Annotated in this window: 22 protein-coding genes and 2 tRNA genes; 18 read left to right on the forward strand and 6 right to left on the reverse strand. The window is 65.3% G+C overall.

What is annotated here, in order from left to right; all coding sequences use genetic code 11:
* The first annotated feature begins 71 nt into the window (after positions 1-71).
* From EDF58_RS01705 to EDF58_RS01715, 3 genes are all read left to right on the forward strand, one after another.
* Positions 72-2,360: a TonB-dependent receptor gene (locus EDF58_RS01705; RefSeq protein ID WP_132262126.1), complete on the forward strand. Its 2,289-nt coding sequence runs from the start codon at positions 72-74 to the stop codon at positions 2,358-2,360.
* A gap of 82 nt (positions 2,361-2,442) precedes the next feature.
* A complete protein-coding gene (locus tag EDF58_RS01710) occupies positions 2,443-3,237 on the forward strand; it encodes a hypothetical protein (RefSeq protein ID WP_165921315.1) in 795 nt (264 codons plus the stop codon).
* A 590-nt stretch (positions 3,238-3,827) separates the two neighbouring features.
* The gene (locus EDF58_RS01715; RefSeq protein ID WP_132262130.1) at positions 3,828-4,715 is read left to right on the forward strand and encodes an OmpA family protein; all 888 of its coding nucleotides are present in this window, start codon (positions 3,828-3,830) and stop codon (positions 4,713-4,715) included.
* Positions 4,716-4,859: 144 nt separating this feature from the next.
* Here EDF58_RS01715 and EDF58_RS01720 read toward each other — a convergent pair whose 3' ends face one another.
* Complete coding sequence (locus tag EDF58_RS01720) at positions 4,860-6,992, reverse strand: TonB-dependent siderophore receptor (RefSeq protein ID WP_132262132.1); 2,133 nt, start codon at positions 6,990-6,992, stop codon at positions 4,860-4,862.
* Positions 6,993-7,191: 199 nt separating this feature from the next.
* Here EDF58_RS01720 and thyA point away from each other — a divergent pair, with 199 nt between their 5' ends.
* The 7 genes from thyA to EDF58_RS01755 all read left to right on the forward strand — a co-directional run bounded on the left by thyA (position 7,192) and on the right by EDF58_RS01755 (position 13,299).
* A complete protein-coding gene (gene thyA / locus EDF58_RS01725; RefSeq protein ID WP_132262133.1) occupies positions 7,192-8,196 on the forward strand; it encodes a thymidylate synthase in 1,005 nt (334 codons plus the stop codon).
* A 154-nt stretch (positions 8,197-8,350) separates the two neighbouring features.
* Positions 8,351-9,649: a thiamine pyrophosphate-dependent enzyme gene (locus tag EDF58_RS01730; protein ID WP_132262135.1), complete on the forward strand. Its 1,299-nt coding sequence runs from the start codon at positions 8,351-8,353 to the stop codon at positions 9,647-9,649.
* 5 nt (positions 9,650-9,654) lie between these two features.
* Positions 9,655-10,707 (forward strand): alpha-ketoacid dehydrogenase subunit beta, encoded by a 1,053-nt coding sequence (locus EDF58_RS01735; RefSeq protein ID WP_132262136.1) that lies wholly within the window; start codon positions 9,655-9,657, stop codon positions 10,705-10,707.
* Between the two features lie 4 nt (positions 10,708-10,711).
* The gene (locus EDF58_RS01740; RefSeq protein ID WP_132262138.1) at positions 10,712-12,055 is read left to right on the forward strand and encodes a dihydrolipoamide acetyltransferase family protein; all 1,344 of its coding nucleotides are present in this window, start codon (positions 10,712-10,714) and stop codon (positions 12,053-12,055) included.
* 23 nt (positions 12,056-12,078) lie between these two features.
* Positions 12,079-12,663, forward strand: a complete 585-nt coding sequence (locus EDF58_RS01745; protein WP_132262140.1) for a YdeI/OmpD-associated family protein — start codon at positions 12,079-12,081, stop codon at positions 12,661-12,663.
* Between the two features lie 394 nt (positions 12,664-13,057).
* Positions 13,058-13,134: transfer RNA gene (locus tag EDF58_RS01750), tRNA-Asp, on the forward strand.
* 88 nt (positions 13,135-13,222) lie between these two features.
* Positions 13,223-13,299, forward strand: a tRNA-Asp gene (locus tag EDF58_RS01755).
* Positions 13,300-13,418: 119 nt separating this feature from the next.
* On the opposite strand, the gene EDF58_RS01760 is transcribed toward EDF58_RS01755, so the two are convergent.
* The 4 genes from EDF58_RS01760 to EDF58_RS01775 all read right to left on the reverse strand — a co-directional run bounded on the left by EDF58_RS01760 (position 13,419) and on the right by EDF58_RS01775 (position 15,132).
* Positions 13,419-13,634, reverse strand: coding sequence for a DUF2842 domain-containing protein (locus tag EDF58_RS01760; RefSeq protein ID WP_132262141.1), 216 nt, complete (start codon positions 13,632-13,634; stop codon positions 13,419-13,421).
* A 1-nt stretch (position 13,635) separates the two neighbouring features.
* Positions 13,636-14,238 carry a 5-formyltetrahydrofolate cyclo-ligase gene (locus tag EDF58_RS01765; RefSeq protein WP_243654036.1) on the reverse strand — a complete coding sequence of 201 codons (603 nt, stop codon included), beginning with the start codon at positions 14,236-14,238 and terminating at the stop codon, positions 13,636-13,638.
* 317 nt (positions 14,239-14,555) lie between these two features.
* Positions 14,556-14,912, reverse strand: coding sequence for a cell division protein ZapA (locus tag EDF58_RS01770; RefSeq protein WP_132262145.1), 357 nt, complete (start codon positions 14,910-14,912; stop codon positions 14,556-14,558).
* A 4-nt stretch (positions 14,913-14,916) separates the two neighbouring features.
* Positions 14,917-15,132, reverse strand: a complete 216-nt coding sequence (locus EDF58_RS01775) for a hypothetical protein (RefSeq protein WP_132262146.1) — start codon at positions 15,130-15,132, stop codon at positions 14,917-14,919.
* Between the two features lie 236 nt (positions 15,133-15,368).
* On the opposite strand from EDF58_RS01775, the gene tkt reads away from it, so the two are divergent.
* The 6 genes from tkt (at position 15,369) to EDF58_RS01805 (ending at position 22,316) form a co-directional block, all read left to right on the forward strand.
* Positions 15,369-17,357 (forward strand): transketolase, encoded by a 1,989-nt coding sequence (tkt, locus tag EDF58_RS01780; protein ID WP_132262148.1) that lies wholly within the window; start codon positions 15,369-15,371, stop codon positions 17,355-17,357.
* A 16-nt stretch (positions 17,358-17,373) separates the two neighbouring features.
* Positions 17,374-18,381 carry a type I glyceraldehyde-3-phosphate dehydrogenase gene (gene gap / locus EDF58_RS01785; protein WP_132262150.1) on the forward strand — a complete coding sequence of 336 codons (1,008 nt, stop codon included), beginning with the start codon at positions 17,374-17,376 and terminating at the stop codon, positions 18,379-18,381.
* A gap of 75 nt (positions 18,382-18,456) precedes the next feature.
* Positions 18,457-18,891, forward strand: a complete 435-nt coding sequence (locus tag EDF58_RS01790; RefSeq protein ID WP_132264040.1) for an MOSC domain-containing protein — start codon at positions 18,457-18,459, stop codon at positions 18,889-18,891.
* Complete coding sequence (locus EDF58_RS01795; RefSeq protein ID WP_132262152.1) at positions 18,888-20,087, forward strand: phosphoglycerate kinase; 1,200 nt, start codon at positions 18,888-18,890, stop codon at positions 20,085-20,087. The genes EDF58_RS01790 and EDF58_RS01795 overlap by 4 nt, the downstream gene beginning before the upstream one ends.
* Before the next feature lie 146 nt (positions 20,088-20,233).
* Positions 20,234-21,325: an acyltransferase gene (locus EDF58_RS01800; RefSeq protein ID WP_132262154.1), complete on the forward strand. Its 1,092-nt coding sequence runs from the start codon at positions 20,234-20,236 to the stop codon at positions 21,323-21,325.
* A 79-nt stretch (positions 21,326-21,404) separates the two neighbouring features.
* Positions 21,405-22,316, forward strand: coding sequence for a fructose bisphosphate aldolase (locus EDF58_RS01805; RefSeq protein ID WP_132262156.1), 912 nt, complete (start codon positions 21,405-21,407; stop codon positions 22,314-22,316).
* 99 nt (positions 22,317-22,415) lie between these two features.
* Here EDF58_RS01805 and EDF58_RS01810 read toward each other — a convergent pair whose 3' ends face one another.
* Positions 22,416-22,820, reverse strand: a complete 405-nt coding sequence (locus EDF58_RS01810) for a hypothetical protein (RefSeq protein ID WP_207912790.1) — start codon at positions 22,818-22,820, stop codon at positions 22,416-22,418.
* A 325-nt stretch (positions 22,821-23,145) separates the two neighbouring features.
* On the opposite strand from EDF58_RS01810, the gene thiE reads away from it, so the two are divergent.
* Together thiE and EDF58_RS01820 are read left to right on the forward strand one after the other, a co-directional pair.
* Complete coding sequence (gene thiE, locus EDF58_RS01815; protein WP_132262157.1) at positions 23,146-23,781, forward strand: thiamine phosphate synthase; 636 nt, start codon at positions 23,146-23,148, stop codon at positions 23,779-23,781.
* 143 nt (positions 23,782-23,924) lie between these two features.
* Entirely contained in the window at positions 23,925-24,767 is an 843-nt protein-coding gene (locus EDF58_RS01820; RefSeq protein ID WP_132262159.1) for an arylamine N-acetyltransferase, read from the forward strand.
* The last annotated feature ends 12 nt before the right edge of the window (positions 24,768-24,779 follow it).

Below are 24,779 nucleotides of genomic sequence, written 5' to 3' on the forward strand. Positions count from 1 at the left end.
TGTCCTGAAAGAGTCATGATGCCGTTCTAGAGGCGCGTCCTGAGACCCACGGTCAACAGGACGGAGCCCCCATGTCTGCTTTCCCGCGCAAGCGTACCATCCACCTTCTCTCGACGATTCTCGCCGGCGCGCTGGCGCCGTGCTGGTCCATGGCCGCGCATGCCGAAGAGGCGAGCCCGAACGCGGACGACGCCCTTCCCGAAATCACCGTGACGGCCGAGCGCCGCGCCGAAAGCAGCCAGAAAGTGCCACTGGCGATCCAGTCGATCGACGGCGAGGCCTTGGCCAGGACCGGCTACACGTCGATCACCGATCTTCAGTACACGATGCCCGGCGTGCAGTATGACCCGACCCAGGGCGCGGCCTTCCAGATCCGCGGCGTGGGCAGCACCTCGTTCGACTTCTCGAACGCCAAGTCGGTCAGCGTGGTCGTCGACGACGTGGTGATGGACGGGCAGCGCGCCAACGGCCTGACCGGCCTGGTGGACATCGCCCGCGTCGACGTGCTGATGGGCCCGCAGGGCACGCTGTTCGGCAAGAATGCCACTTCGGGCGTGATCGCGGTGACGACCACCAAGCCGCAGATCGGGGAATGGTCCCTGCGCGGCAGCGCCAGCTTCGGCGAGCACGACGAACGCATCCTCAACAGCACGGTCAACGTCCCGCTCGGCCCGATCGCGGCGCTGCGCGTCTCGGGCTTCGACCAGGCCTTCGACGGCTTCGGCCGCAACGTGACGCTGAACCGCAAGGTCGGCTCGCAGCACGAATATGGCGGCCGCGCGCGTCTTTACCTGGAGCCTTCGGACAGCTTCAACCTGACGGTCTCCGGCGACTATGCCTATCACTGGGACAGCAGCGTGCGTACTCCGGTCTCGGGCCAGCCGGCCGAAGTCACGGCTATCCTCAACGAACTGGGCGTTTACCCCGGCCCCCGGAGCGCGGACACGGCGGATTCCTCGTTCGGTGAGATCACCACGGAGGAATGGGGCGCTTCGCTGCGCGCCAATGCCAAGATCGGCGATCACGACCTGACCTCGATCACGGCCTACCGCGTCACCGGCTACGACAATTCGACCCCGGCCAGCCTGACGCCTTACGACCGCTACGCCTATATTCCCTTCAACCTGGGCCAGCTCGATACCGACAAGTTCAGCCAGGAAATCCACCTCGCCTCGCCGACCGGCGGCTTCGTGGAATATCTCGTCGGCGCCTTCTACAACCGCCTTCATGCCCGCCAGACCCAGCTCCAGTGGTCGACCGGCGGCCAGCCGCTCTACAATGCCGCCGGCACGCCGCTGCCCACGCTGATCGCGCTGACCGGCGCCATTGGGGAGGACGGCAATGCCTCGCTGTTCGATGCCGTGAACGAGACCATGGCGGCCTTCGGCCAGCTGAAGTTCAACTTCACGCCGCGCCTGAGCCTGGCGCTGGGCGCGCGCTACACACATGACAACAATTCGCAGAGCCTGGACTACGTCACCATCAACCCGGTATCGGTCGCGGGCTATACGCCCAACTTCGTGGCCTCCAGCGCCGCGCCGGCCTTCGACTTCGGCCGCGTGAAGGGTGACAACTTCTCGTTCCGCATCGCGCCGCAGTACCAGCTTGCCGACAATGTCATGGTCTATGCCAGCTATTCCACCGGCTACAAGCCGGCCGGCATCGCCTTCGTGGGCAACAAGTACGCGCCTTATGCGGACGAGACGGTCAAGGCCTGGGAAGCGGGTATCAAGTCCGAATGGTTCGGCCGCCGGCTGCGCTTCAACCTCGATGCCTTCCGGTCCGATTTCAAGGACTTCCAGGCGACGATCCTGACGCAGATCCCGGACGGTTCGGGGGGCCTGATCAACGCCACGGTGATCGGCAATGCCGGTGGCCTGCGCACCCAGGGCATCGAAGGCAGCCTGGTCGTGCAGCCGATGCGCGGCCTGCAGCTTTCCGGCGCGGTGACGTATACCGACGCCAAGTTCACCGACTACGTCTACAACGCGACGACCAACTACACCGGCACGCGCCTGACCAACTCGCCCGAATGGTCGGGCACCGCTTCGATCGACTACGACCACGAATTCGGCTCGGGCATGGGGCTGCGCGCTCACGCGGACTATGCCTATCGCAGCGAGTACTGGACCGTCGTCGGCCAGCCTGCCTATTCGAACGTGCCGGGATATGGCCTCGTCAATGGCCGGGTCAGCGTCACCCTGCCGAACAGCCGTGTGGAAGTGGGCGTCTATGCCCGCAACCTCTTCGACAAGTACTTCTCCACCGGCTGGCAGCAGTACGGCGTGCTGGGCCTGCTCCACTACACCTCGCCCAATGCCCGGCGCACGGTGGGCGGCTTCGTCAACTTCGACTTCTGACGCCAATCCGGCAAGCAGACCTGTCCCGCCGCCCCCCACATGGCGGCGGGAATTCCTTGCACCTTCCATCACGGACCATGCCATGACCACACGGCGAATGCTTCTTGTCGGTGCGCCGACGACTCTCCTGGCCGCGCCATCCGCATTGGCGCAGGCGCTCGATCCCGGCAGGGCACGGGGGGCGGATCTCGGCTCCCTCGAACAGCTGATGGCGCAGACCCTGCAGGGCGAGCTGGGCGATGAGGCCACCGCGCGCCAGCTCGCATCGCATATTGCCGACGCCGGATTTCGCTGGGAATATCCGAGCTTTCCCGTGCGCGAGGCAGAGAGCGTCGTCGCGTACAGCTTCGGCTACCGCTCGGCCACGGGCAAGGTCGATCCCAGGACCGGCCTTTCGGACGGCGAGGAAACGCCCGAGCCGGGTCCGATCAACGCCATGCTGGCCGATGCCGTTCATGCCATCAGGCAAGTGCGGGACGTGCCTGTCTACGCGCAGTGGGAAATCGCGCAGATCCTGGCCGAGAAGTACCGGATGAAGGATGTCTTCGCGATCTTTCCGGTGAAGGGCGCGGATGGGCGCAAGACCTACCTCAGCACGGACGGAGTGGCCCAGGCCGCCGTCGCCCGGGCGGGTACGGCGCAGGCTCTGGGCAAAGTGGCCGTCGTGGGCCACCGCGACCATGTGAAGCGCTGCATCCTGGTGTCGCGCAAGAACGGCATGACCGCCGCCGCCGCGCGCGAAGTGCCGCTGCCCGTGCACTACGATCCCCGCTCCGCGCAGCCCTGGACGCGCGGCCGCGAAGTCTATCTGCTGAGCGACGTGATCGCCCAGCTGACGATGGCGCAGGCCCGGCTCATCACCGAAGCCTCGGCCTGAACTCCCGCTCCCGAACGCACCGATGACCGGCAGCATTTTCGCTGCTCCGGTCATCGGGCGTTGGTCGCTTGAAAAACCACGCCTATTCAACGGCATGTGTGCCATACCTGAATGCCGACGGCAGAGGAGGCCGCTCGGGCTCGAAGTTGTCGCAGGCAGCGCTGCAACAGATTCGCAGGCCCGGACGAACAGCTAAGGCCGCTCCCTCGCAGCGCTGCGGCAAATTTGCCCGTGAACTCAGCCGATTGCTTTGTGTATTGACGGCAAGGGATTACCGCCGCGCCGGGTTCTATATTGCGCGCCTTCAACAAGACATGATGCCCCACGCGACCCTGTAGACAACGGTTCGTCGCACGGCGCGCCCGAATTACCTGCACAACCACCCGGCATGCCGGGGGTGTTCATGCGCCCGCAAGGTTAATCTGAACACCCAGAAGATCCATAGCGTTCAGGTGAGGCTCCGTGCCGCATATCATACGAAGCTAAAGGGACGGGCTTCGACAGCCGAGGGCGCATTTTGGCCCCGCCGGCAGTCGGACGAAAAGCTGCTGTACGCAGGCCCGATTGGTCGAGTTTGAAGGAGTAGCGCGATGTCTATCATGTCCAAAAGCCCCAAAGTTCTCTTGCTGCTCGCCACGCTGACCGGCGCTGCCTCGGTCAGCCTGTCTGTCCAGGCGCAGGAACAGGAACCGCCTGCGGCCGACGTTTCGGCAACCGTTTACGGCGATCGCCCGGTTGACGCGGGCGAAATGACCGAAGGCCCCGAAGTAAAGGGCATCATTTCCGCGCGCAGCGGCGCCCGCATGCAGGTGACCAGCGCGGATGGCGCCAATTCGGTCATCACCATCAACGATGCCACCAAGATCAAGGCCAGCGGCGGCTTCCTCGGCATGGCGAGCAACAAGCTGCCCGCTACCCAGTTGCTCAACGGCCTGCCGGTGACGGTGAAGACGATGCAGTCCGGCGCGGGCCTGGTCGCCAGCCAGATCAATCTTCAGAACAAGGATCTGAAGACCGCCTCGATGATCCATAACGGCACCGACCAGCGCTTTGCCGAGCAGACGGCCGCCACCGAAGCCCTGCGCGGCCGCATGGGCGATATCGACCAGTACAACGTCAAGAGCACGACCAACGTGAACTTCGACACCGGCAAGGCCGTCCTGTCGCCGCAGGCACAGCAGGAGCTTTGCGCAGCCGCCAGCTCGGCCGAGGGCATGGATAACGCGCTGCTGCTGGTCGTCGGCTACACCGACTCCACGGGCAGCCCCGATTTCAACCAGGCTCTCAGCGAGAAGCGCGCCGGCAAGGTCGTCAACTACCTGCAGCAGGCTTGCGGCTGGAAGCCCTATCGCATGCTGACGCCGACCGGCATGTCCGAAGCCGATCCCCTGGCGGACAACACCACTGCCGAAGGCAAGGCCCAGAACCGCCGCGTTGCGGTGAACATCCTGGTCAGCAAGGGCCTCGACGGCCTGTAAGGAAAACGGGGCGGGCATGGCCCGCCCCGCTGGTCCAGGGTCTGCGAACGGCATGTTCGACTCTCAAGTCGCAGCCACTCGCCGGATCCTGCAAGCCCCGTGCTTCCGATCATGCGGAAGCACGGGTTTTTTGCGCTCAGGCTATCAGAAACGATAGCCCAGGGTCGCCATGACGTTGCGCGGCGCGCCCACGAAGCAGTCGCCACGCGCCAGGCAGGAGGCGAAGTACTTGTTGTTGAGCAGGTTCGTCGCGTTGAGCGCGAGGCGCCAGCTATCCCAGTTGATCTCCGCCAGGGCGTCGACGGTGGTGCGCGAAGGCGTGACGACCGAATAGAGCGAACCGGCAGGAATGACGCTGGGGTTCAGGCCGTAAGGGTCCATCAGCCCGGTCGAAATGCTCTTGCCGCTGTAGACCACGCCGGCGCCGAGGCGCAGCTGGGCGTCGTCGGTGACGCCGAAGGTCTTGGTCGACCATACCGATGCCGTGTGGCGGGGCATATAGTCGAGGCTGCTGTTCACTTCGGATTTGAGCTGGTTGTAACCGTAGTTCACCAGCAGTTCGAAGTTGCCCGGCAGGGTATGGCTGGCTTCGAATTCCACGCCCTTCGTGGTCAGTTCGCCGGACTGGTCGATGGCCGAGCCGGGGCCATAGATGACGCGGTTGCGCTGCTTGATGTGGAAGGCCGTGATCGTCACGAGCGTGCTCGGCTCCGGCTGCCATTTCACGCCCGCTTCGAACTGCTTGCCGGTCTGGGGCTTGAAGGGCGCGCCGGGCGTGCCGGTGCTGTCGGCCAGCGTGCCGGCCAGCGGCAGGAAGCTTTCGGTATAGCTGAAGAAGGGTGAGAAGCCGGCGCCGATCTCGCCGATGATCCCTGCGCGGAATGTCGTGGCGTTGTCCTCGGTTCCTGCGGACGACGTCACGTGGTCGCGGCGGGCGCCCACCACGACGGAGACGCGGTCGTAGAAGCGGATCTGATCCTGAACGTAGACGCCAAGCTGCTTCTGGCTGACATTGGCGAAGGGCCCGGTGGGCTCGTAGGTCAGCAAGGCATCGTAGTCGATGTCGTAGAGATCGACCACTTCGTTGCCGCTGGCATTGCGCTTGCCGACCTTGTTCCAGCTGTAGTCGAGGCCGACCAGCAGCTTGTGTTCGATGTTGGCGCCGGTGTTGAAGGTGAACTGCAGGTTGTTGTCGGTCGAGAAGACGTTCATCCGCGCGTCGCTGGCATCGGCGGTCAGGCCGATGGTGCGGCCATCGGTGCCATAGACCGAGTACGGATCGAGCGGATAGGAATAGCTGTCGGCGTAGTGCGTCTTGTATTCAAGGTCGCTGTCGATGTAGCGGGCCTTGACGCTGAGGCGGACAGCGTCGGAAAACTTGTGCGTGATCGCGCCGCCGCCCTGCAGCGTGCGGCCAGCGTAGCGATCCCAGCCCGCCTTGCCCACGAACGTATATCGCCCGAGGCGGCCGGTGGGGTTTGCCGGGTTGGGGCTGAACGTGCCGACGATGGGCAGGAACTGCGAAGTCGATCCGGTATCATCCTCCTGGTAGAGGCCGGTCAGCACGATGTCCGTGTCGGGGGTGGGCTGCCAGCGGATCGACGGGGCGAACATCACGCGGTCGTCGGGGACGTGATCGACGTAAGTATCGGCATCGCGCACGCGGCCGACAGCGCGGATCGCCAGGTTGTCCGCCAGGGCCAGGTTGACGTCGCCCATGGCTTCCTTGCGGTCGAAGCTGCCGTAGACGAGGTTCACTTCACCGCCGGTCTTGAACTCAGGGGTCTTGGAGACCAGGTTCACGAGGCCGCCGATCGAGCCCTGGCCGAACAGCACCGATGCCGGGCCGCGCACGATTTCCACGCGGGAGAAGTTGTAGGGATCGGCGGTGATGCTGGCGTAATAGCTGAAGATGTCGCGCATGCCGTCGCGGAACTGCAGCGCATCGATGCCGCGGATGTTGAAGCCGTCCACGCGGGTATCGCGGCCGTAGGGATTGGCCAGGACGCCGGCGGCATATTTAACCGTGTCGCTGATCGAGATGGCGCCCTGCGAGGTGAACGTGTCGGACGTGATGACGGTCAGCGGCTGCGGGACCTGGATCAGCGGCGTTTCCGTCTTGGTACCGGTAACGCCGGCCGTGACGACGATGCTGCCATCTTCCACGCCGGTTTCGCCAGCAACGCTCGGGGCCTGATCCTCTGCACGGGCAGTGGCGGCGGTCGATACGGCAAGGAGCGCAACGCCACAAAGGGCGAGCGAGCGGGCGGATTTCATAGACTTTCCCTCATGCAAGTCATTCTCAATAACTGCGCCGTTAACGCTAATAGGAATGACTATCAATGCGCGAGGATCATTCGCCGGAAACTGTGTCCTGGATGCAACAGTGGAGGGAAGGCAGCCTTGTTCCTTTCCTTCTTTCCGCAAGCCTCGCCGCTATTTTCCTTGGCGTCGGCATTGGGCTAGGCTCCCCGGCATGACCGAGACACTGACCGCCGATTCTGCCTCTCATTCTGGCCCTGACTCCGGCCCCGATACTGGCGCCGCCCCGAAGGCTGCGCGCCACTGGGAGTGGCAATACCTCGATCTCATGCGCCGCATCTGGGAGGAGGGCGACGAGCGCGTGGATCGCACCGGCGTCGGCACGCGCTCGGTTTTCGGCGCGACCGTGCGGTTCGACTTGTCCGGCGGGGCGATGCCGCTGCTCACCACCAAGCGGGTCTACTGGAAGACGGCCACCCGCGAACTGCTCTGGTTCCTGACCGGAGAGACCAATATCCGCCCGCTCTGCGCACAAGGCGTGGAAATCTGGACCGACTGGCCCCTGGACCGCTATCGCCGCGAAACCGGCGAGGCGATCGCGCGCGCCGATTTCTCGCGCCGCATCGTCGAGGATGCGGCCTTTGCCGCGGAATGGGGCGATCTCGGCCCGGTCTATGGCAAACAATGGGTCGACTGGCCGGTCTACGAGGATGCGGGCGAGGGCCTGTTCCGCAAGCGTGCGGACGGCGTGAACCAGGTGGCGCAAGTGGTGGAGAGCCTGACGGCCAATCCCGGCAGCCGCCGCCACATCATCGAGGGCTGGAACGTCGCCGAACTCGATGCCATGGCCCTGCCGCCCTGCCACAAGACCTACCAGTTCCACGTCGCCAATGGCCGGCTCTCCTGCGCGCTCTACCAGCGAAGCTGCGACCTGGGCCTGGGCTTCGCCTTCAACATGTGGTCCCTGGCGCTCCTGACGCGGATGTTCGCGCAGCAATGCAACCTTGAGCCGGGCGAGGCCGTTTGGATGGGCGGCGATGTCCATCTCTACCTCAATCACGCGGCGCTGGTCGAAGAGCAGCTTTCGCGGGTCCCGCAAGGAGAGGCCCATCTGGATATCGCCCGCAAGCCCGATTCGATCTTCGATTACCGCGTCGAGGATTTCGTGGTGTCGGGCTACGCGCCGCAGGCCCATATCGCCGCTCCCGTGGCGGTTTGAGGCTGGTTTCGATGCCTCTCACTATGGATTGACATTGCTGGAGGTTGAAATAATATGACCTGACCGTGGAATTTTGAAACGCGCCAGGTTCGTCCCTTTTTCCTTGCGCAGTTCAGGTTTTCGCGGCCCGTAACATCGGGAGAGGATAACCAGAATGGCCGAAGGCCCGGTTCGCACAGGCAAGCCACGCGGCAATTTGCCGCCACTCGATCTCTATGTCCCCGAGCCGAAGTATCGGCCCGGCGATACGGTAGATTATACGCACCTGGAAATCCCCGAACCGGGCCTTCTGGCCCGGCCGGACGAGGCCTGCGAGGCACAGGATACCTGGCCCCTGACGCTGGACATGATCCGCGTGCTGGGCGACGACGACCGCGCGGTCGGTCCGTGGAATCCCGGTCTCGATGCCGAGACTTTGCGCCGCATGCTCGCGACGATGGCGCTTACCCGCGCCTTCGACGATCGCATGTATCGCGGCCAGCGGCAGGGCAAGACCAGCTTCTACATGAAGTGCACTGGAGAGGAGGCGATCTCGATCGCCTGCGCCCATGCGCTCGCGGCGGATGACATGGTGTTTCCCAGCTATCGCCAGCAGGGCATCCTCATCGCCCGCGGCTATCCGCTGGTGGAGATGATCAACCAGATCTACTCCAACCGCGCCGATCCCCTGAAGGGCCGCCAGTTGCCGATCATGTATTCGGCCAAGGACTACGGCTTCTTCACGATCTCCGGCAATCTCGCCACGCAGTTCCCGCAGGCGGTAGGCTGGGCCATGGCCAGCGCGATCAAGGGCGACACCCGCATCGCCACCAGCTTCGTGGGCGAAGGCTCCAGCGCGGAAGGCGACTTTCACGCGGCGATGACCTTCGCGGCGGTCTACAACGCGCCGGTCGTGCTTAACGTGGTCAACAACCAGTGGGCGATCTCCAGCTTCTCCGGCTTCGCCGGCGCGGAGCGCACGACCTTCGCGGCACGGGCGGCGGGCTATGGCATTGCCGGGCTGCGCGTGGACGGCAACGACATCCTGGCGGTCTACGCGGCGATGGAATGGGCCGCCAACCGGGCCCGCGCGAACAAGGGCCCGACGCTGATCGAGCACTTCACGTACCGCGCGGAAGGCCACTCCACTTCGGACGATCCCAGCGCCTACCGCTCCGCGCGCGAGGCGGAGGACTGGCCGCTGGGCGATCCGATCATGCGCCTCAAGCGCCATCTGATCGCGCTGGGCGAATGGTCCGAGGAACAGCACCAGGCGATGGACCGCGAATTGGCCGAGCAGGTCAAGGCGGCCACCAAGGAGGCCGAGAAGAACGGCATCCTCGGCCACGGTCTGCACCATCCGTTCCACACCATGTTCGAAGACGTGTTCGAGGATTTGCCATGGCATCTCCAGGAACAGGCCGAGCAGGCCATTCGCGAGCGACAGATCAAATGGCCGGAGTGGAAGGAGTGAGGACCATGATCGAGGAAAACCCCGTCAGCCTCCACGATGCACCGAGCCGTTCGATGAACATGATCGAGGCGATCAACGACGCGCTCGACATCATGATGGCGCGCGATCCCGATGTCCTCGTCATGGGCGAGGATGTCGGCTACTTCGGCGGCGTGTTCCGCGCGACGGCAGGGCTGCAGAAGAAGTTTGGCAGGAACCGCGTGTTCGATACGCCGATCAACGAATGCGGCATCATCGGCGCTGCCGTGGGCATGGCCGCCTATGGCCTGCGCCCGGTGCCGGAAATCCAGTTCGCGGACTATATCTATCCGGGCCTGGACCAGCTCGTCTCCGAAGCGGCGCGCCTGCGCTATCGCTCCGCCGGCGAATTCGTCGCGCCGATCACCGTGCGCTCTCCGTTCGGCGGCGGCATCTTCGGCGGCCAGACCCACAGCCAGAGCCCGGAGGCGCTGTTCACGCATGTCGCCGGTCTCAAGACGGTGATCCCGGCAACCCCCCATGACGCCAAGGGTCTGCTGATCGCGGCGATCGAGGACAATGACCCGGTCATCTTCTTCGAGCCGAAGCGGATCTACAACGGCCCGTTCGACGGCTATTACGACCGTCCGTCGCGTCCGTGGAAGGGGCTGCCGGGAAGCCAGGTGCCGGAGGGCTATTACCGCATTCCGCTTGGCAAGGCGCGCGTGGTTCGCGAGGGCGCGGCGCTGACCGTCGTGACGTACGGCACCATGGTCCATGTGGCCGAGGCAGTCCTGGCCGAGAAGGGCATCGATGCCGAAATCATTGACTTGCGCAGCCTTGTCCCGCTCGACATCGACACTGTGGAAAAGTCGGTGGAGAAGACGGGCAAATGTCTGGTGATACACGAGGCCACCCGCACGTCCGGCTTCGGCGCGGAACTGGTGACGCTCGTGCAGGAACGCTGCTTCTATCATCTCGAAGCGCCGGTGGAGCGCGTGACGGGTTTCGACACGCCTTATCCGCATAGCCTCGAGTGGGCCTATTTCCCCGGTCCCGTCCGCATTGGCGAGGCGGTCGATCGGCTCATGAAGGATTGATCCGATGGGTCGTTTCACATTCCGCCTGCCGGACATCGGCGAAGGCATCGCAGAAGCCGAGATCGTCGCCTGGCACGTCAAGGTCGGCGACACGGTCGAGGAAGACGGCCGCCTGGCCGACATGATGACGGACAAGGCCACGGTCGAGATGGAAAGCCCGGTTTCGGGCACGGTGATCGAAGTGGCGGGAGAGGCGGGCGACGTGATCGCCATCGGCTCGCCGCTGGTGGTGATCGAGGTCGAAGGCGCCGGCAACGAGGTCGACCGTGCGCCTGCGCCGACGGCTGCTGTGGTCGAGCAGCGGATCGCGGCGGAAACGCCCGATGCCGATGATGTCGCGCGCGTCGAGCAGGCGGCGGCGCCGGCTCCCGAGCCGAAGCGCGAACCGGCTCCGGCGCCCGCTCCGGAACCTGCTCCCTCTGCCGCCGGTGCCAAGGCCCCGCAGCCGCGCCCGGCCGCTCATTCGAAAGTCATGGCCAGCCCGGCGGTCCGCAAGCGGGCGGCCGATCTCGGCATCGACCTTGGCGAAGTGCGCCCCGCCGAAGACGGCCGCCTGCGTCATGCCGACCTCGACGCCTTCCTGTCCTACAATGCCGCGGGCGGTTTTCAGCCGGCCGGGCGAAAGGGCCAGGACGAACAGGTCCGCGTGATCGGATTGCGCCGCCGCATCGCCGAGAACATGGCGGCTTCCAAGCGCCAGATCCCGCACTTTGCCTATGTCGAGGAATTCGACGTGACGGCGCTGGAGGAAACGCGCGCACAGCTCAATGCGGGGAGGGGAGCCAATGTGGACGGGCGCCCCAAGCTGACGATGCTGCCGTTCCTCATCACCGCGATCTGCAAGCTGCTGCCGAAGTATCCGATGCTCAACGCCCATTACGATGACGAGGCGGGCGTGGTGACGCGCTATGGCTCCGTACATCTCGGCATGGCGGCGCAGACCCCCGCGGGCCTGATGGTCCCGGTGATCCGCGACGCGCAGGACCGCAACCTCTGGCAACTCGCCGCCGAGATCGGCCGTCTCGCCAATGCGGCGCGGGACGGGTCTGCGAAGTCTTCCGAGCTTTCGGGATCGACCATCACCGTTACCTCGCTCGGGCCGATGGGCGGCGTGGCGACCACGCCGGTCATCAATCGCCCCGAAGTGGCGATCATCGGTCCGAACCGCATCGTCGAGCGGCCGATGTTCGTGAAGGGCGCGGACGGCGCGGAGCGCATCGAAAAGCGCAAGATCATGAATATCTCGATGTCCTGCGATCACCGCGTGGTAGACGGGTGGGATGCGGCCAGCTTCGCGCAGGACCTCAAGAAGCTGATCGAGGCGCCGGCGCTTATTCTGGCGGGTTAGGCTGAGGGGCTGGAGCAGCGTATATGGGCAGGGATCCGCGTGTCGATGACTATATCGCCCGGTCTGCCGAGCCGCTGCGCCCCTTGCTCGAACAACTCCGCGACATGGCGCACAGGGCGCTCCCTGAGGCCGAGGAGGCCATCAAGTGGAGCGTCCCCCACTTTACCGTGCGGGGCAAGAACGTCGCCGGGATGAGCGCGTTCAAGGCGCATTGCGCTTTCGGTATCCACGGCGATGCCATGTCGCGCCGTTTCATCCGTGTGACATCCGAGGCTGACATGCCCCGCGAAGCCGAATTGTCGGCACTGCTGCACGAAGCGGCGGATCGTATTCTTGGCGGCCGCCCTCCTGCCGGGGCGCGAGCCGAACGAAAGCCGCGTCCGGAAATCCCCATGCCCGCAGAATTCGCCGCCTTGCTCGCAGCGGTGCCGCAGGCGCAGGCGGCGTTCGAGCGATTCGCGCCCTCGCACAGGCGCGACTATCTCGAATGGATCACCGAGGCGAAGACGGCGGCAACGCGGGACAAGCGCATGGCCCAGGCGGCCGAATGGATCGCCGAAGGCAAGACGCGCAACTGGAAGTACGAGAAGCCGCGCAAGGGCGTGTGAGGCCTCAGGGCGAGGGGTGCATCGGCTGGCGTGCCTCTCCAGGCAGCGGTGCCATATCACGTCCGACAGGGTTGGTGGGCCCGATTGCCGAAGTGCGGGGCTCAAGGATGCGGGAATCGCCCCTCGGCCAACTCGGCCTTCCGCTCCTGTCGTCCCTGATCCGGCGTTACCGGAAAGTTTTTTTCCTGCCGTTTTGTTCGCGCGAAGGCACCGGACTTTGCCTTCGGGCCATGAAACCGGCCGAAACCCGACGAAAATCCGCGGGCTATCGAAACTGTCCACAGGCTAGTCGCGGCGTCGTCGCAAAAATCTTCTTTGGCCTGGAATAGTGCGTTGACAGGCACCCGGTGCTGACATAGAGGGCGGCCTCCCAAGCGGACGCAACCGCAAGAACGCGGGTGTAGCTCAGTTGGTTAGAGTGCCGGCCTGTCACGCCGGAGGTCGCGGGTTCGAGCCCCGTCACTCGCGCCACTTGGGAATTTCCTGCCTGTGACAGGCAGGGGAAATGCTGGTAAACCAGCGACTTGAGGTAGTCTAAAAACCTCACTTACATTGCTGCGCGGGTGTAGCTCAGTTGGTTAGAGTGCCGGCCTGTCACGCCGGAGGTCGCGGGTTCGAGCCCCGTCACTCGCGCCATTTCCTTCACGGGAAGTGGTAAAGCAATGATACGAAACAGGCCGGGTTCACACCCGGCCTTTTCTTTTGCCTGCTCCGTTTCAGGGCCGTGCGCGGGGCAAGAAAAAAGCGCCGGGGAATCATCCCCAGCGCCCGGTCTCCATCCAGATCAGGAACCGCTTCAGCGGCAATATCCATACGATGCCGAGGGCTAGGTATACCGGCGTCTGCAGCAGCACATGCCAGTTGCCGATCACCGGCGGCAGGTAGCGCGCCAGCAGCAGGCCGTAGACGCAGAGCGCCGCAAACAGAGCGAGCACCCCGATGGGGATTCGCCAGGTCGGGGTTTCGCGCAAGTCAGATCTCTCCCTCGTAGATTCTGGTCGGCGTCACGATCGCGTCGAGAATGCGGTCGTGCGGCTCCAGGGGGAGAGTTTCGGCCAACTGGCAGTCCCAGGCAAGGCCGATCGCGGGAACGTCGGGATTGGCTTCGAGCCAGCGGTCGTAATGGCCGCCGCCCTGGCCGAGACGATGGCCCTGGGCCGTGAAGGCGAGCAGCGGCACCACGACGATGGCCGGGACCACCGGCTTTGCGTCGGGCAGGGGCTGAAGAGCGCCCCAGGGGCCGATCGTCAGCTGTTCCTCGTCGAAGGGATTGGCCCATTCCCGAAACTCCATCGCGCTTTCGCGCTCCGAGAACCAGGGCAGGGCGATGCGCCGGTCGTGTTCGGACAGCCATCGCGCCCAGCCGAAGGCCGGGGCTTCGTCACGCACGGGGGCGTAGAGGCCGATCGTCAGCCCCTCGGGCATCATTTCCGCGACAGGCGCGGGCGGGCGATTGAGGACGAGCGCTCGCATGCCCTGCGGCAGCGAGGCGACATGCTCCGCACGCGCGGCGCGATGCGCCTTGCGCAAGGCGCTTTTCTCGATCGTGGGGGAGAGAGGAGGCGACGAATCCACCGTGAGTCCCATTCTAGAATATCAGGCCAGAAAGTTCGGAACCGCGACAATACCACCGAAGCGCCTTCGCGGCATGTCGGAATTCGGGCATCTCGCGTGCCGAAAGGATAAGGCCGGAAGCGGGCCTTCGGGGGCCTGTGCGGAGTGGGTGACGGGTCCACCTTGGGTCGTTGCCTAGAAATCCTCTGACGCCTCGACGTCAGGTGGGGACCATGTGCGTCGGACCACGGTCCGGGCAGGGACAGACCCCATTGGATTGCTTATAGCCTCAGGGATGTTCGAACGGCTCGTGCCGGGCAGATCCCGTCATCCCCTAGTTAGGCGTTCGGAGCGCTCTGCTCAAGGAGGTCCGCAAGTTTTTCGACATGATCGGCGATCCGCGCCAGTTCCTCGACCAGCACCTCGGGAATTTCCGGTACCGGCGCGGGAGCGGGCGGCGGGGTGGGGGCCGGCGCCGCCGCGGGTTGCTGGGCGCGCTGGCGCAGCTCGTGCAGTTCGTCGGCCAGCATCAGCGAGGCGAAGAGCAGCATGCGCGGCTCGGTCTGCCCCACCGCGCCGGCCTGCGCCAGCTTTTCGTCAATCATCTCGGCCAGGCGGGTGAGGTGAGCCTCTTCGCCGTCCGCGCAGGCGAGCATGAATTCGCGCCCGCCGATCATCAGGGAGATGTTTGCCATCGGCTCAGGGCTTCTGCTGCGGGGGGAGATGCTGGGGCTGGCGGTGCTGCGCCAGCAGCGCGTCGATCTCGCCCAGCGTGTCCTCGACCGTGCCGCGCAGGCGGCCGTGGCGGTCCTGCAAGTCGCGGCTATGCGATACCGCGCTTTCCAGCCGTGCGAGTGCGGCCCGGATCCTGTCGATTGCCTGCTCTGTAGCGGCCTCGTTCGTCACCTTTTCCATTGCCGCCTGCGCTACCGTGAAAACGCCAAAAGGCAATCAATTGCCCCGCCTTGTTCACAGTGCATTCGATCAGACGAGACGAATGTGCCACCATATGATTGGCGCATCCCTGTACAAGTCCTCATGTAGGCGGCAGGCCAATCCTCCTTAGGTGAACTTGACGGGAGACGGCCTCGCCCTAAAGGGGGTCGGCAAGTTCGAATCGTCCCATTCTTTCCGTTTCCGGAGCCTTCACGATGACCCTTGCTGCTGACCGTCTCGCGCCGATGGCCAATGCCATCCGGGCGCTGTCGATGGACGCGGTCCAGGCGGCCAACAGCGGCCACCCTGGTATGCCCATGGGCATGGCCGACGTCGCGACCGTCCTGTTCTCGAAGTTCCTCAAGTTCGACCCCGCACAGCCCAAGTGGGCCGACCGCGACCGCTTCGTGCTGTCGGCCGGCCATGGCTCGATGCTGGTCTACTCGCTGCTCCACCTGACCGGCTATGCCAGCCCGACGATGGACGACATCCGGAACTTCCGCCAGCTCGGCTCGGTCTGCGCCGGTCATCCGGAAAACTTCCTGATCGAAGGCGTGGAATGCACCACCGGCCCGCTCGGCCAGGGCCTGGCCATGGCCGTGGGCATGGCGATGGCGGAACGTCATCTCAATGCCACGTTCGGCGACGATCTTGTGGACCACAAGACCTGGGTCATCGCGGGTGACGGCTGCCTTATGGAAGGCATCAACCACGAGGCCATCGGCCTCGCCGGAAATCTCAAGCTGGGCCGCCTCAAGGTGCTGTGGGACGATAACCACATCACCATCGACGGCGATACCGCGCTCTCCACCAGCGAAGACATCCCCGCGCGCTTCCGCGCCGCCGGCTGGGAAACGCTGGACTGCGACGGCCACGACTTCGCGGACATCGAACGCGCGCTGGCCGCTGCCGCCGCTTCGGACAAGCCCACGCTCGTCGCCTGCCGCACGGTGATCGGCAAGGGCGCGCCCAACAAGCAGGGCGGTCATGACGTTCACGGCGCCGCTCTGGGCGATGCCGAAGTCGCCGCGGCCCGCGAATACCTTGGCTGGACCTCGGCTCCCTTCGAGATCCCGGCAGAGATCCTGGCCGACTGGCGCGCCACGGGCGAAGCCGGCGCGGCTGCCCATGTGGAATGGTTCGGCCGCCTGGCCGCTTCCGACAAGGGCGAGGAATTCAGCCGCCGCATGGCCGGCGAACTGCCGGAAGCCGACGCGATCCGCGCCAAGCTGGCCGAATGGCTGGAGGGCGAATCCACCGTCGCCACCCGCAAGGCTTCGGAAAACTGGCTGAACGTGCTGGCCCCGGCCATCCCCGAGATGATCGGCGGCTCGGCCGACCTCACCGGCTCGAACAACACCAAGGCCAAGTGCCAGGATCCGTTCAATCCCGAGAACTACGGCGGCCGCTACGTCTATTACGGCATCCGTGAATTCGGCATGGCCGCGGCCATGAACGGCATGGCCCTGCACGGCGGCGTGATCCCCTACGGCGGCACGTTCCTGATCTTCTCGGACTACTGCCGCAATGCGATCCGCCTCTCGGCGCTGCAGCAGACCCGTGTGATCTACGTGCTGACGCACGATTCGATCGGTCTCGGCGAAGACGGTCCGACTCACCAGCCGGTCGAGCATGTCATGTCCATGCGCCTGATTCCGAACCTCTACGTGTTCCGCCCGGCCGACGTGATCGAGACGGCGGAGTGCTGGAACATCGCGCTCGAATCCGAGGAAACGCCTTCGGTCCTGGCCCTTACCCGCCAGAACCTGCCGCAGCTTCGCAGCAGCGGCGACATGCTCTCGGCCCGCGGCGCCTACACGCTCCGCCATGCCGGCGCCGACCGGAAGGTGATCCTGATCGCCACCGGTTCGGAAGTCGAACTGGCCGTGAAGGTGAAGGACGCACTGGAATCGCAGGGCATCGGCGCCGATGTCGTCTCGATGCCGTGCATGGAACTCTTCGCCGCGCAGGACGAAGCCTACCAGCACGAGATCCTTCCCCATGATGCGTCGATCCTGAAGGTCTCGATCGAGGCCGGAACGACCATGGGCTGGGAACGCTATACCGCACAGAGCCGCAATGGCGGCCTGAACATCGGTCTCGACCGCTTCGGCGCCTCGGCCCCGGCCAAGGACCTGTTCGCGCGCTTCGGCTTCACCGTCGAGGCGATCGTTCCGAAGATTCTCAACAAGCTCAGCGTTTAAAGAGGAGATTATTGCAATGGCGACCAAGGTTGCGATCAACGGTTTCGGGCGTATCGGGCGCAATGTCGCTCGCGCCATTCTCGAACGCACGGACCATGACCTCGAGCTGGTTTCGATCAACGACCTGGCGGACGCCAAGGCCAATGCTCTCCTGTTCAAGCGCGACAGCGTCCACGGTACTTTCGAAGGTACCGTGGAAGTTGACGGCACCGATCTCGTCATCAACGGCAAGCGCATTCATGTGACGGCCGAGCGCGATCCCGCCAACCTGCCGCATGCCGCGCAGGGCGTGGACATCGTTCTGGAATGCACCGGTTTCTTCACCAACAAGGAATCGGCCTCCAAGCACATCGACGCGGGCGCCAAGCGCGTGCTCGTCTCGGCGCCGGCCAAGGGCGTGGACCTCACCGTCGTCTACGGCGTGAACCACAAGGAACTGACCGCCGATCACGTCGTCGTGTCGAACGCCTCGTGCACCACCAACTGCCTGGCGCCCTTCGCCAAGGTCCTGCATGAGAAGATCGGTATCGAGCGCGGTCTGATGACCACGATCCACTCGTACACCAACGACCAGAAGATCCTCGACCAGATCCACAGCGATCCGCGCCGCGCCCGCGCCGCCGCGATGAACATGATCCCCACCAGCACCGGCGCCGCCGTTGCCGTGGGCCTCGTTCTTCCGGACCTGAAGGGCAAGCTCGACGGTTCGTCGATCCGCGTGCCGACCCCGAACGTCTCGGTCGTCGACCTGACCTTCGTGCCGAAGCGCGACACCACCACCGAAGAAGTCAACGCGCTGCTGAAGGAAGCGGCCGAGGGCGAACTCAAGGGCGTGCTCGCCTTCACCGAAGAACCGCTGGTCTCGATCGACTTCAACCACGACGCCCATTCGTCGACCATCGACAGCCTTGAGACTTCGGTCCTCGAAGGCAAGCTGGTCCGCGTCCTGTCGTGGTACGACAACGAGTGGGGCTTCTCCAACCGCATGGTCGATACGGCCGGCGTGATGGCCAAGTTCCTCTGATGCGCCTGCTCTGAGGCGTTGATGGAGGCGGGCCGCCTCATCGGTATCGCGCGGCGGAAACGGCCGCGCGCGCCGATGGAGGAACTGCGGTCCGCCGCCGTAACTGCCGCCGCGGGAGTCCAGGGGGACTTTCGCGGCGCGGTGCGTCCGGGCCGGGTGCCGCGCCGACAGGTCTCGCTGCTGGCAGCCGAAGACTGGCTGGCCGCGCTGCGCGACCTGGGATTGGCGGAGGGCGATTGTCCGCCCTGGCATGCACGGCGCGCCAACTTGCTGGTCGAAGGCCTGCGGGTGAACGGGATGCACCTTCCGCGCGAGAAAGGCTGCGTCATCGCCATCGGCGAAAGCCTGCGCATCGCAGTGACCATGGAATGCGACCCATGCAGCCGCATGGAAGACGTGGTGCCGGGGCTCATGGCCGCGCTCCTGCCGGATTGGCGGGGCGGCGTGCTGGGCACGGTGCTGACAGACGGCACGATCGCCGTCGGTGACGAGATAAGGATCGAGCAATGAGCGCTTTCAAGACCCTTGACGACCTTGGTGATGTGACGGGCAAGGTCGCGCTCGTGCGCGTCGACCTCAACCTGCCGATGAACGACGGGCAGGTCACGGATGACACCCGCATCCGCGCCGCGGCGCCGACAGTGCTGGAACTGGCCGAGAAGGGCGCCAAGGTGCTGCTGCTGGCCCACTTCGGCCGCCCCAAGGGTGAGCGCGTCTCGACCATGTCGCTGTCGATGGTGGTCGGCGCGGTCGAAAAGGTGTTCGGCAAGGAAGTGATGTTCGTGCCGGAGATCGCCGGCGACGTCGTCAAGCAGACGGTCGGCATCCTGCGCGCGGGCGACATCGCCATCCTGGAGAACACGCGCTTCTGGAAGGGCGAGGAAAAGAACGACCCCGAGCTGGTCAAGGCCATTGCCGCCAATGCCGACTTCTACGTGAACGACGCCTTCTCCGCCGCCCACCGCGCCCATGCCACGACCGAGGGTCTTGCCCATGTGCTGCCCGCTTATGCCGGCCGCTCGATGCAGGCCGAACTCGAGGCGCTCGACAAGGCGCTCGGCAAGCCCGAAAAGCCCGTCGCGGCCGTCGTCGGCGGCGCGAAGGTTTCCTCCAAGCTCGACGTGCTCAAGCACCTCGTCACCCAGGTCGATCACCTCATCATCGGCGGCGGCATGGCCAACACGTTCCTGGCCGCCAAGGGCGTGGACGTGGGCAAGTCACTTTGCGAGCACGACCTTACCGGCACGGCCAACGAGATCCTCGACGTGGCCGACCAGTCGGGCTGCACCGTCCACCTCCCTTACGAAGTGGTCGTCTCGAAGGAATTCGCCGCCAATCCGCCCAGCTTGCGCACCTGCAACGTTCATGAAGTGGCCGCGGACGAGATGATCCTCGACGTCGGCCCGCTGGCCGTCGAAGCCCTGGGCGACGTGCTCAAGACCTGCCGCACGCTCGTGTGGAACGGGCCGCTGGGTGCGTTCGAGACGGTTCCCTTCGATGCGGCCACCGTGGCCCTGGCAAAAACCGCTGCCGCGCTGACCCGCGAGGGCTCGCTGGTCTCGGTTGCCGGCGGCGGCGATACGGTTGCGGCGCTTCACCACGCCGGCGTGGCGGACGACTTCTCGTACATCTCGACGGCAGGCGGCGCCTTCCTCGAATGGATGGAAGGCAAGGAACTTCCGGGCGTGGCCGCGCTTTCGGCCTGAGTCGATTACACCATCGGTCCCGGACCTGATCCGGGACCGATGACAGGTCTTTGGGCGGGGATGCGAAGCGCGCCGCCGCGAAGGGGCCGTTCAGGGCCGGCGGTCCCGGATCAGGTCCGGGACGGCGAGAGGGGGATGCCGCAGGAATGAGCCACCGTGACCAAGTCGCGCCGCCGTGGCACGGGCGCTACGTCACGTTGGACGGCATGCGCGGGATTGCCGCGCTGGCGGTGGCGCTGTTCCACTTCAACATCTCCCAGGCACCGCACGGCTACGTCGCGGTGGATTTCTTCTTCGCGCTCTCGGGCTTCGTGCTTTGCACCAGCTACCTGCCGCGCTGGCAGGGAGGCATGGGCGCGGGCGACTTCATGACCAAGCGCCTGGTCCGGCTCTATCCGCTGTTTCTCGTCGGGGTGCTGCTGACGACCACGGTGGGCCTGGTACGCCACTATACCGGCGGTGACACTTCGCTGCGCGTGCCGACGATCGTGATCAGCACCGCCATCAATGCGCTGATGCTGCCTTCTCCGCTGACGAACACCCTGTTTCCGCTCAACGTCCCGGCCTGGTCGCTTTTCTACGAGCTTGTCGCCAATCTGGTGATGATCCTGGTGCTGTTCCGCCTGCCGCGGTTCGCCCTGCTGGCGGTCTGCGCGGCTTCGGCATGGTGGTTCGCCCCGGCGGTATTGGAGAACGGCTCGGGCAATATTGGTGCGATCTGGAACGAGTGGTCGGTGGCGCTGGCCCGCACGCTTTACTCCTTCTGCGCCGGCATGCTGATCGCGCGCCTGCGCCAGCCCGCGCACCGGCCGGCGACGCTCGGCGGGCTGGCCTGCCTTGCCGCGATCGCTGCAATGCTGCTGGCCGATCCCCACTGGCTATCGGCCAGCCACTACGACCTTGCCTGCACGCTCTTGCTGTCCCCCTTGCTGGTCTGGCTGGGATCGCGCGTCGAACCCTCGCGAAAGCTGGCGCCTGCGGCCTGGTTCGTGGGCGAGGTGTCGTTCGCGCTCTATGCCGTGCACTGGGCGCTGATAGAGCCGATGCGCTACTTCAAGGACGACCTCCACTACAACGAAGTGCTGATGGCCTTCGCGTTCCTGGGCGCGTGCCTCCTCGTCGCGTGGTTCTGCGTGCGCTGGATCGACGTTCCCGCGCGCATGCTGCTGTCCGACATGCTGCGCCGCCGCAAGCGCGCGCGCGTCTTCGCCGGAACGGATCACCCAACCGACGGATAGCCTTTTGCCGCAGTTGCGAAACGGTGGCTCGGGGAATAAGCCCGTTTCAGGTTGTCGATACAACTAGGAGGAGAAAACCATGCAATATTCGGAAATGGCGGCCAAAATGGCCGGCGGGAACGGCTTTATCGCCGCGCTCGACCAAAGCGGCGGCTCCACGCCCAAGGCCCTGAAGGGCTACGGCATCGAGGAAGGCGCCTGGTCGAGCGAAGAGGAGATGTTCGGCCTGATCCACCAGATGCGCGCCCGCATCATCGCCTCGCCGGCCTTCACCGGTGACAAGGTGATCGGCGCGATCCTGTTCGAGCGGACCATGGATGGCGAAGTCGCCGGCGTGCCCACTCCGCAGGCGCTGATCGCCAAGGGCGTGGTTCCCTTCATCAAGGTCGACAAGGGCCTGGAAGACGAAGCCAACGGCGTACAACTGATGAAGCCGATGCCGACCCTCGATGCCCTGCTGGAGCGTTCCAAGGCGCTCGGCGTGTTCGGCACCAAGGAGCGTTCGGTGATCAATTCGGCCAATGCCGAAGGCATCGCCGCCGTGGTGAAGCAGCAGTTCGAGATCGGCAGCCAGGTGCTCTCGCACGGCATGATGCCGATCATCGAGCCGGAAGTGAACATCAAGAGCGAGACTCGTGCCGAGTGCGATTCGCTGCTCCTGGCCGAGATCCTCAAGAACCTCGATGCCCTGCCGGAAGGCACGCGCGTCATGCTCAAGCTTTCGCTGCCGATCGTGCCGGGCACGTTCGACCCGCTGGTCTCGCACCCCAAGGTGCTGCGCGTGGTGGCGCTTTCGGGCGGCTACAAGCGCACCGAAGCCTGCGCCGAACTGGCAAAGAACAAGGGCATCATCGCCAGCTTCAGCCGCGCGCTGCTGGAAGACCTGCGCTCGCAGATGAGCGACGCGGAATTCGACGCCGCGCTGAGCGAGGCGATCGACGAAATCTTCGCGGGTTCTACCGAAAAGGTCGGCGCGACCACCGCCGCCTGATCCTGCCCGGGGATTTTCGCTTGAAGGAAGGGCGGTGCCGCAAGGCGCCGCCTTTTTCCGTTACGGCCTTTCGTCAGGTCCTTGGCTGCTTGGCAGCGGTCAGAGGCCGCCCATGAAGCGGAAGCCGAACTGGTAGGCGAAGGGCGCCGGTTTCCTGCCGGCAGTGGGCCGGGGCAGGGCATCCAGCAAGTCGAGCTGTCCATCCGCGATCTGCACGGGCTGTCCCAGCGTCATCTCCACTTCGCGCGGCCCCGAACCCAGGTCCACGCGAACGCGAACTCTCAGGCGGCCGGCCCAGACGCATTGGGTGCCTTCGGCGCAGCGGCTGTCCTCCAGCAGGGCGAGCGGGGTCACCTTGGGGCCGTCGACGAAGACCGTCTCGCCGATGCGGGTATAAGCGAGCGGTGGTCCCTCGTAGGGCGCGCGCGGCGGGGGGGATTGCGGGGTGTAGAAATCGGTGGCCGGTGGACCGCCTGCATGGACATCCGGTTCGGGGGCCAGCACTTCCGGGTCCGGGGCGGTCGGCGGCGGGAGCGGGGCAGGGGCCGATGCTGGTGCCGGAGTCGAGGCGGGCGCATGGGGCCGCACAGGGGAGGCTGGAATGATCCGGCAGGCAGACAGCGCGACCAACGCGGTCGCGAGCGAAAGGGCAGTCGTCAGGGCGCGGCTTCTCATGATCCTCACACGGTAGGGGGAGAGGGACTTGGGGCGGCTCCTCGCCGAGAAACCGCATCGCGCCTGAACCTTGCCCGAACTGAAGCCCTTGCGCCAATGCCTCATCGGACGAGGAAGCCTTTTCCTGAGCCCGAGGACGCGCTAGGGCCGCGGCATGGACGAAAACGAACGCGAACCGACGCAGCTTTACCTTATCTCGCCGCTCGAAGTGGGCGGCGGCTTTCCCGATCGCCTGGCGCGTGCGCTGGATGCGGCGCCGGTCGCGGCGTTCCAGTTCCGGGTCAAGGACCTCGACCAGCACGAGGCCGCGCGGCTTGCGGAACCGCTGCAGAAGATCTGCGGGGAACGGGACGTGGCGTTCATCGTCAACGATTCGATCAGCCTGGCCAAGCGTCTCGGCGCCGATGGCGTGCACATCGGCCAGGAAGACGGCACGGTGGAAGAGGCGCGCAATGCGCTCGGCCGCGATGCGCAAGTCGGCGTGACTTGCCACGACAGCCGCCACCTGGCCATGGATGCGGGTGAGGCCGGCGCGGACTACGTGGCGTTCGGGGCCTTCTTCCCTACGACGACCAAGCAGGTGAAGCACATGGCGGGCGTCGACCTGCTTGAATGGTGGCAGGCGATCTTCGAGATTCCTTGCGTGGCCATCGGCGGGATCACGCCTGAAAACTGTGCTCCGCTGGCGAAGGCCGGCGCGGACTTCCTGGCCGTATCGGGCGCGGTCTGGAACGGCGACGAAGCCGCCGCGATCAAGGCTTTCCACGAAGCGCTGACCGCAGCGAACTGATCCTGCCGGGAGGGGGCGGGGCGAAGCGGGAAACCCACAGGGTTTCCACTGTCGCTCCACCGGCTTTCCACGGCCAGTCCCCAGGCTTTGCACAGCTTATCCACAGGCTTGCCCCGCAGGGGCGAGCGGTGCAGAAGCGGCACATGGACATCGATCGTTACTTCGCCCGTATCGGCCTTTCCGAGATGCCGGCCCGCTCTTCGGAAGGGCTGGGCGCGGTGCAGACGGCGCATCGCCAGTCGATCGGTTTCGAAAACCTCGCGATACCGCTGGGACAGGGCATCCGCATCGACAGTGCCAGCGTCTTCGAAAAGCTCGTGACGCGCGGTCGCGGGGGCTATTGCTTCGAACAGAACCGCCTCTACGCCGACGCGCTTTCGGCCATGGGGCTGGTCAATCGGCCCCTGCTGGCCCGCGTGCTGCTGGGACTGGGCGAGGGCGTGGTTCCGCCTCGTACTCATACCCTGCTGCTGGTCAATCTGGACGGCGAGGCCTGGATCGCCGATGCCGGCTTCGGCGGCAGCTACGTTCCGCCGCTCCCGCTAGAAGACGGCGCGCAAGTGCAGACCGGCGACGGCGCCTGGCACAGGCTTCTGCGCGGCGGAGAACGCGGATCGCTGGGCGGTGAATGGCGGCTCGAACGCGCCGGTCCCGCAGGCGCCACCGATGGACGCGGCGCTCCCCACGGCGACTGGCAGCCGCAATATGTGTTTGATCTCGATGATGTCGCGCAGGACGACCTGGAGATGAGCAACCACTGGACCTCGACCCGGCCCGGCACGCGCTTCACCACGCTCTGCGTCGCCAGCGTGGTGCTGGAAGGCGGCTTCGCGTCCTTGAGCGACCGGCAGTTCACGATCGGCCGTCACGGCGAGAGCGAAGTTCGCCAGATCGAAACCGCCGCCGAATATGCCCGCCTGCTGGGCGAGACGTTCGGCATCACGCTCAGCGAGGAAGACGCTGCAAAACTGCCGATTTTCGCCTGAGCAGGCAGTCCC

It is taken from the genome of Novosphingobium sp. PhB57 (assembly GCF_004342985.1).
Lineage (GTDB): Bacteria > Pseudomonadota > Alphaproteobacteria > Sphingomonadales > Sphingomonadaceae > Novosphingobium.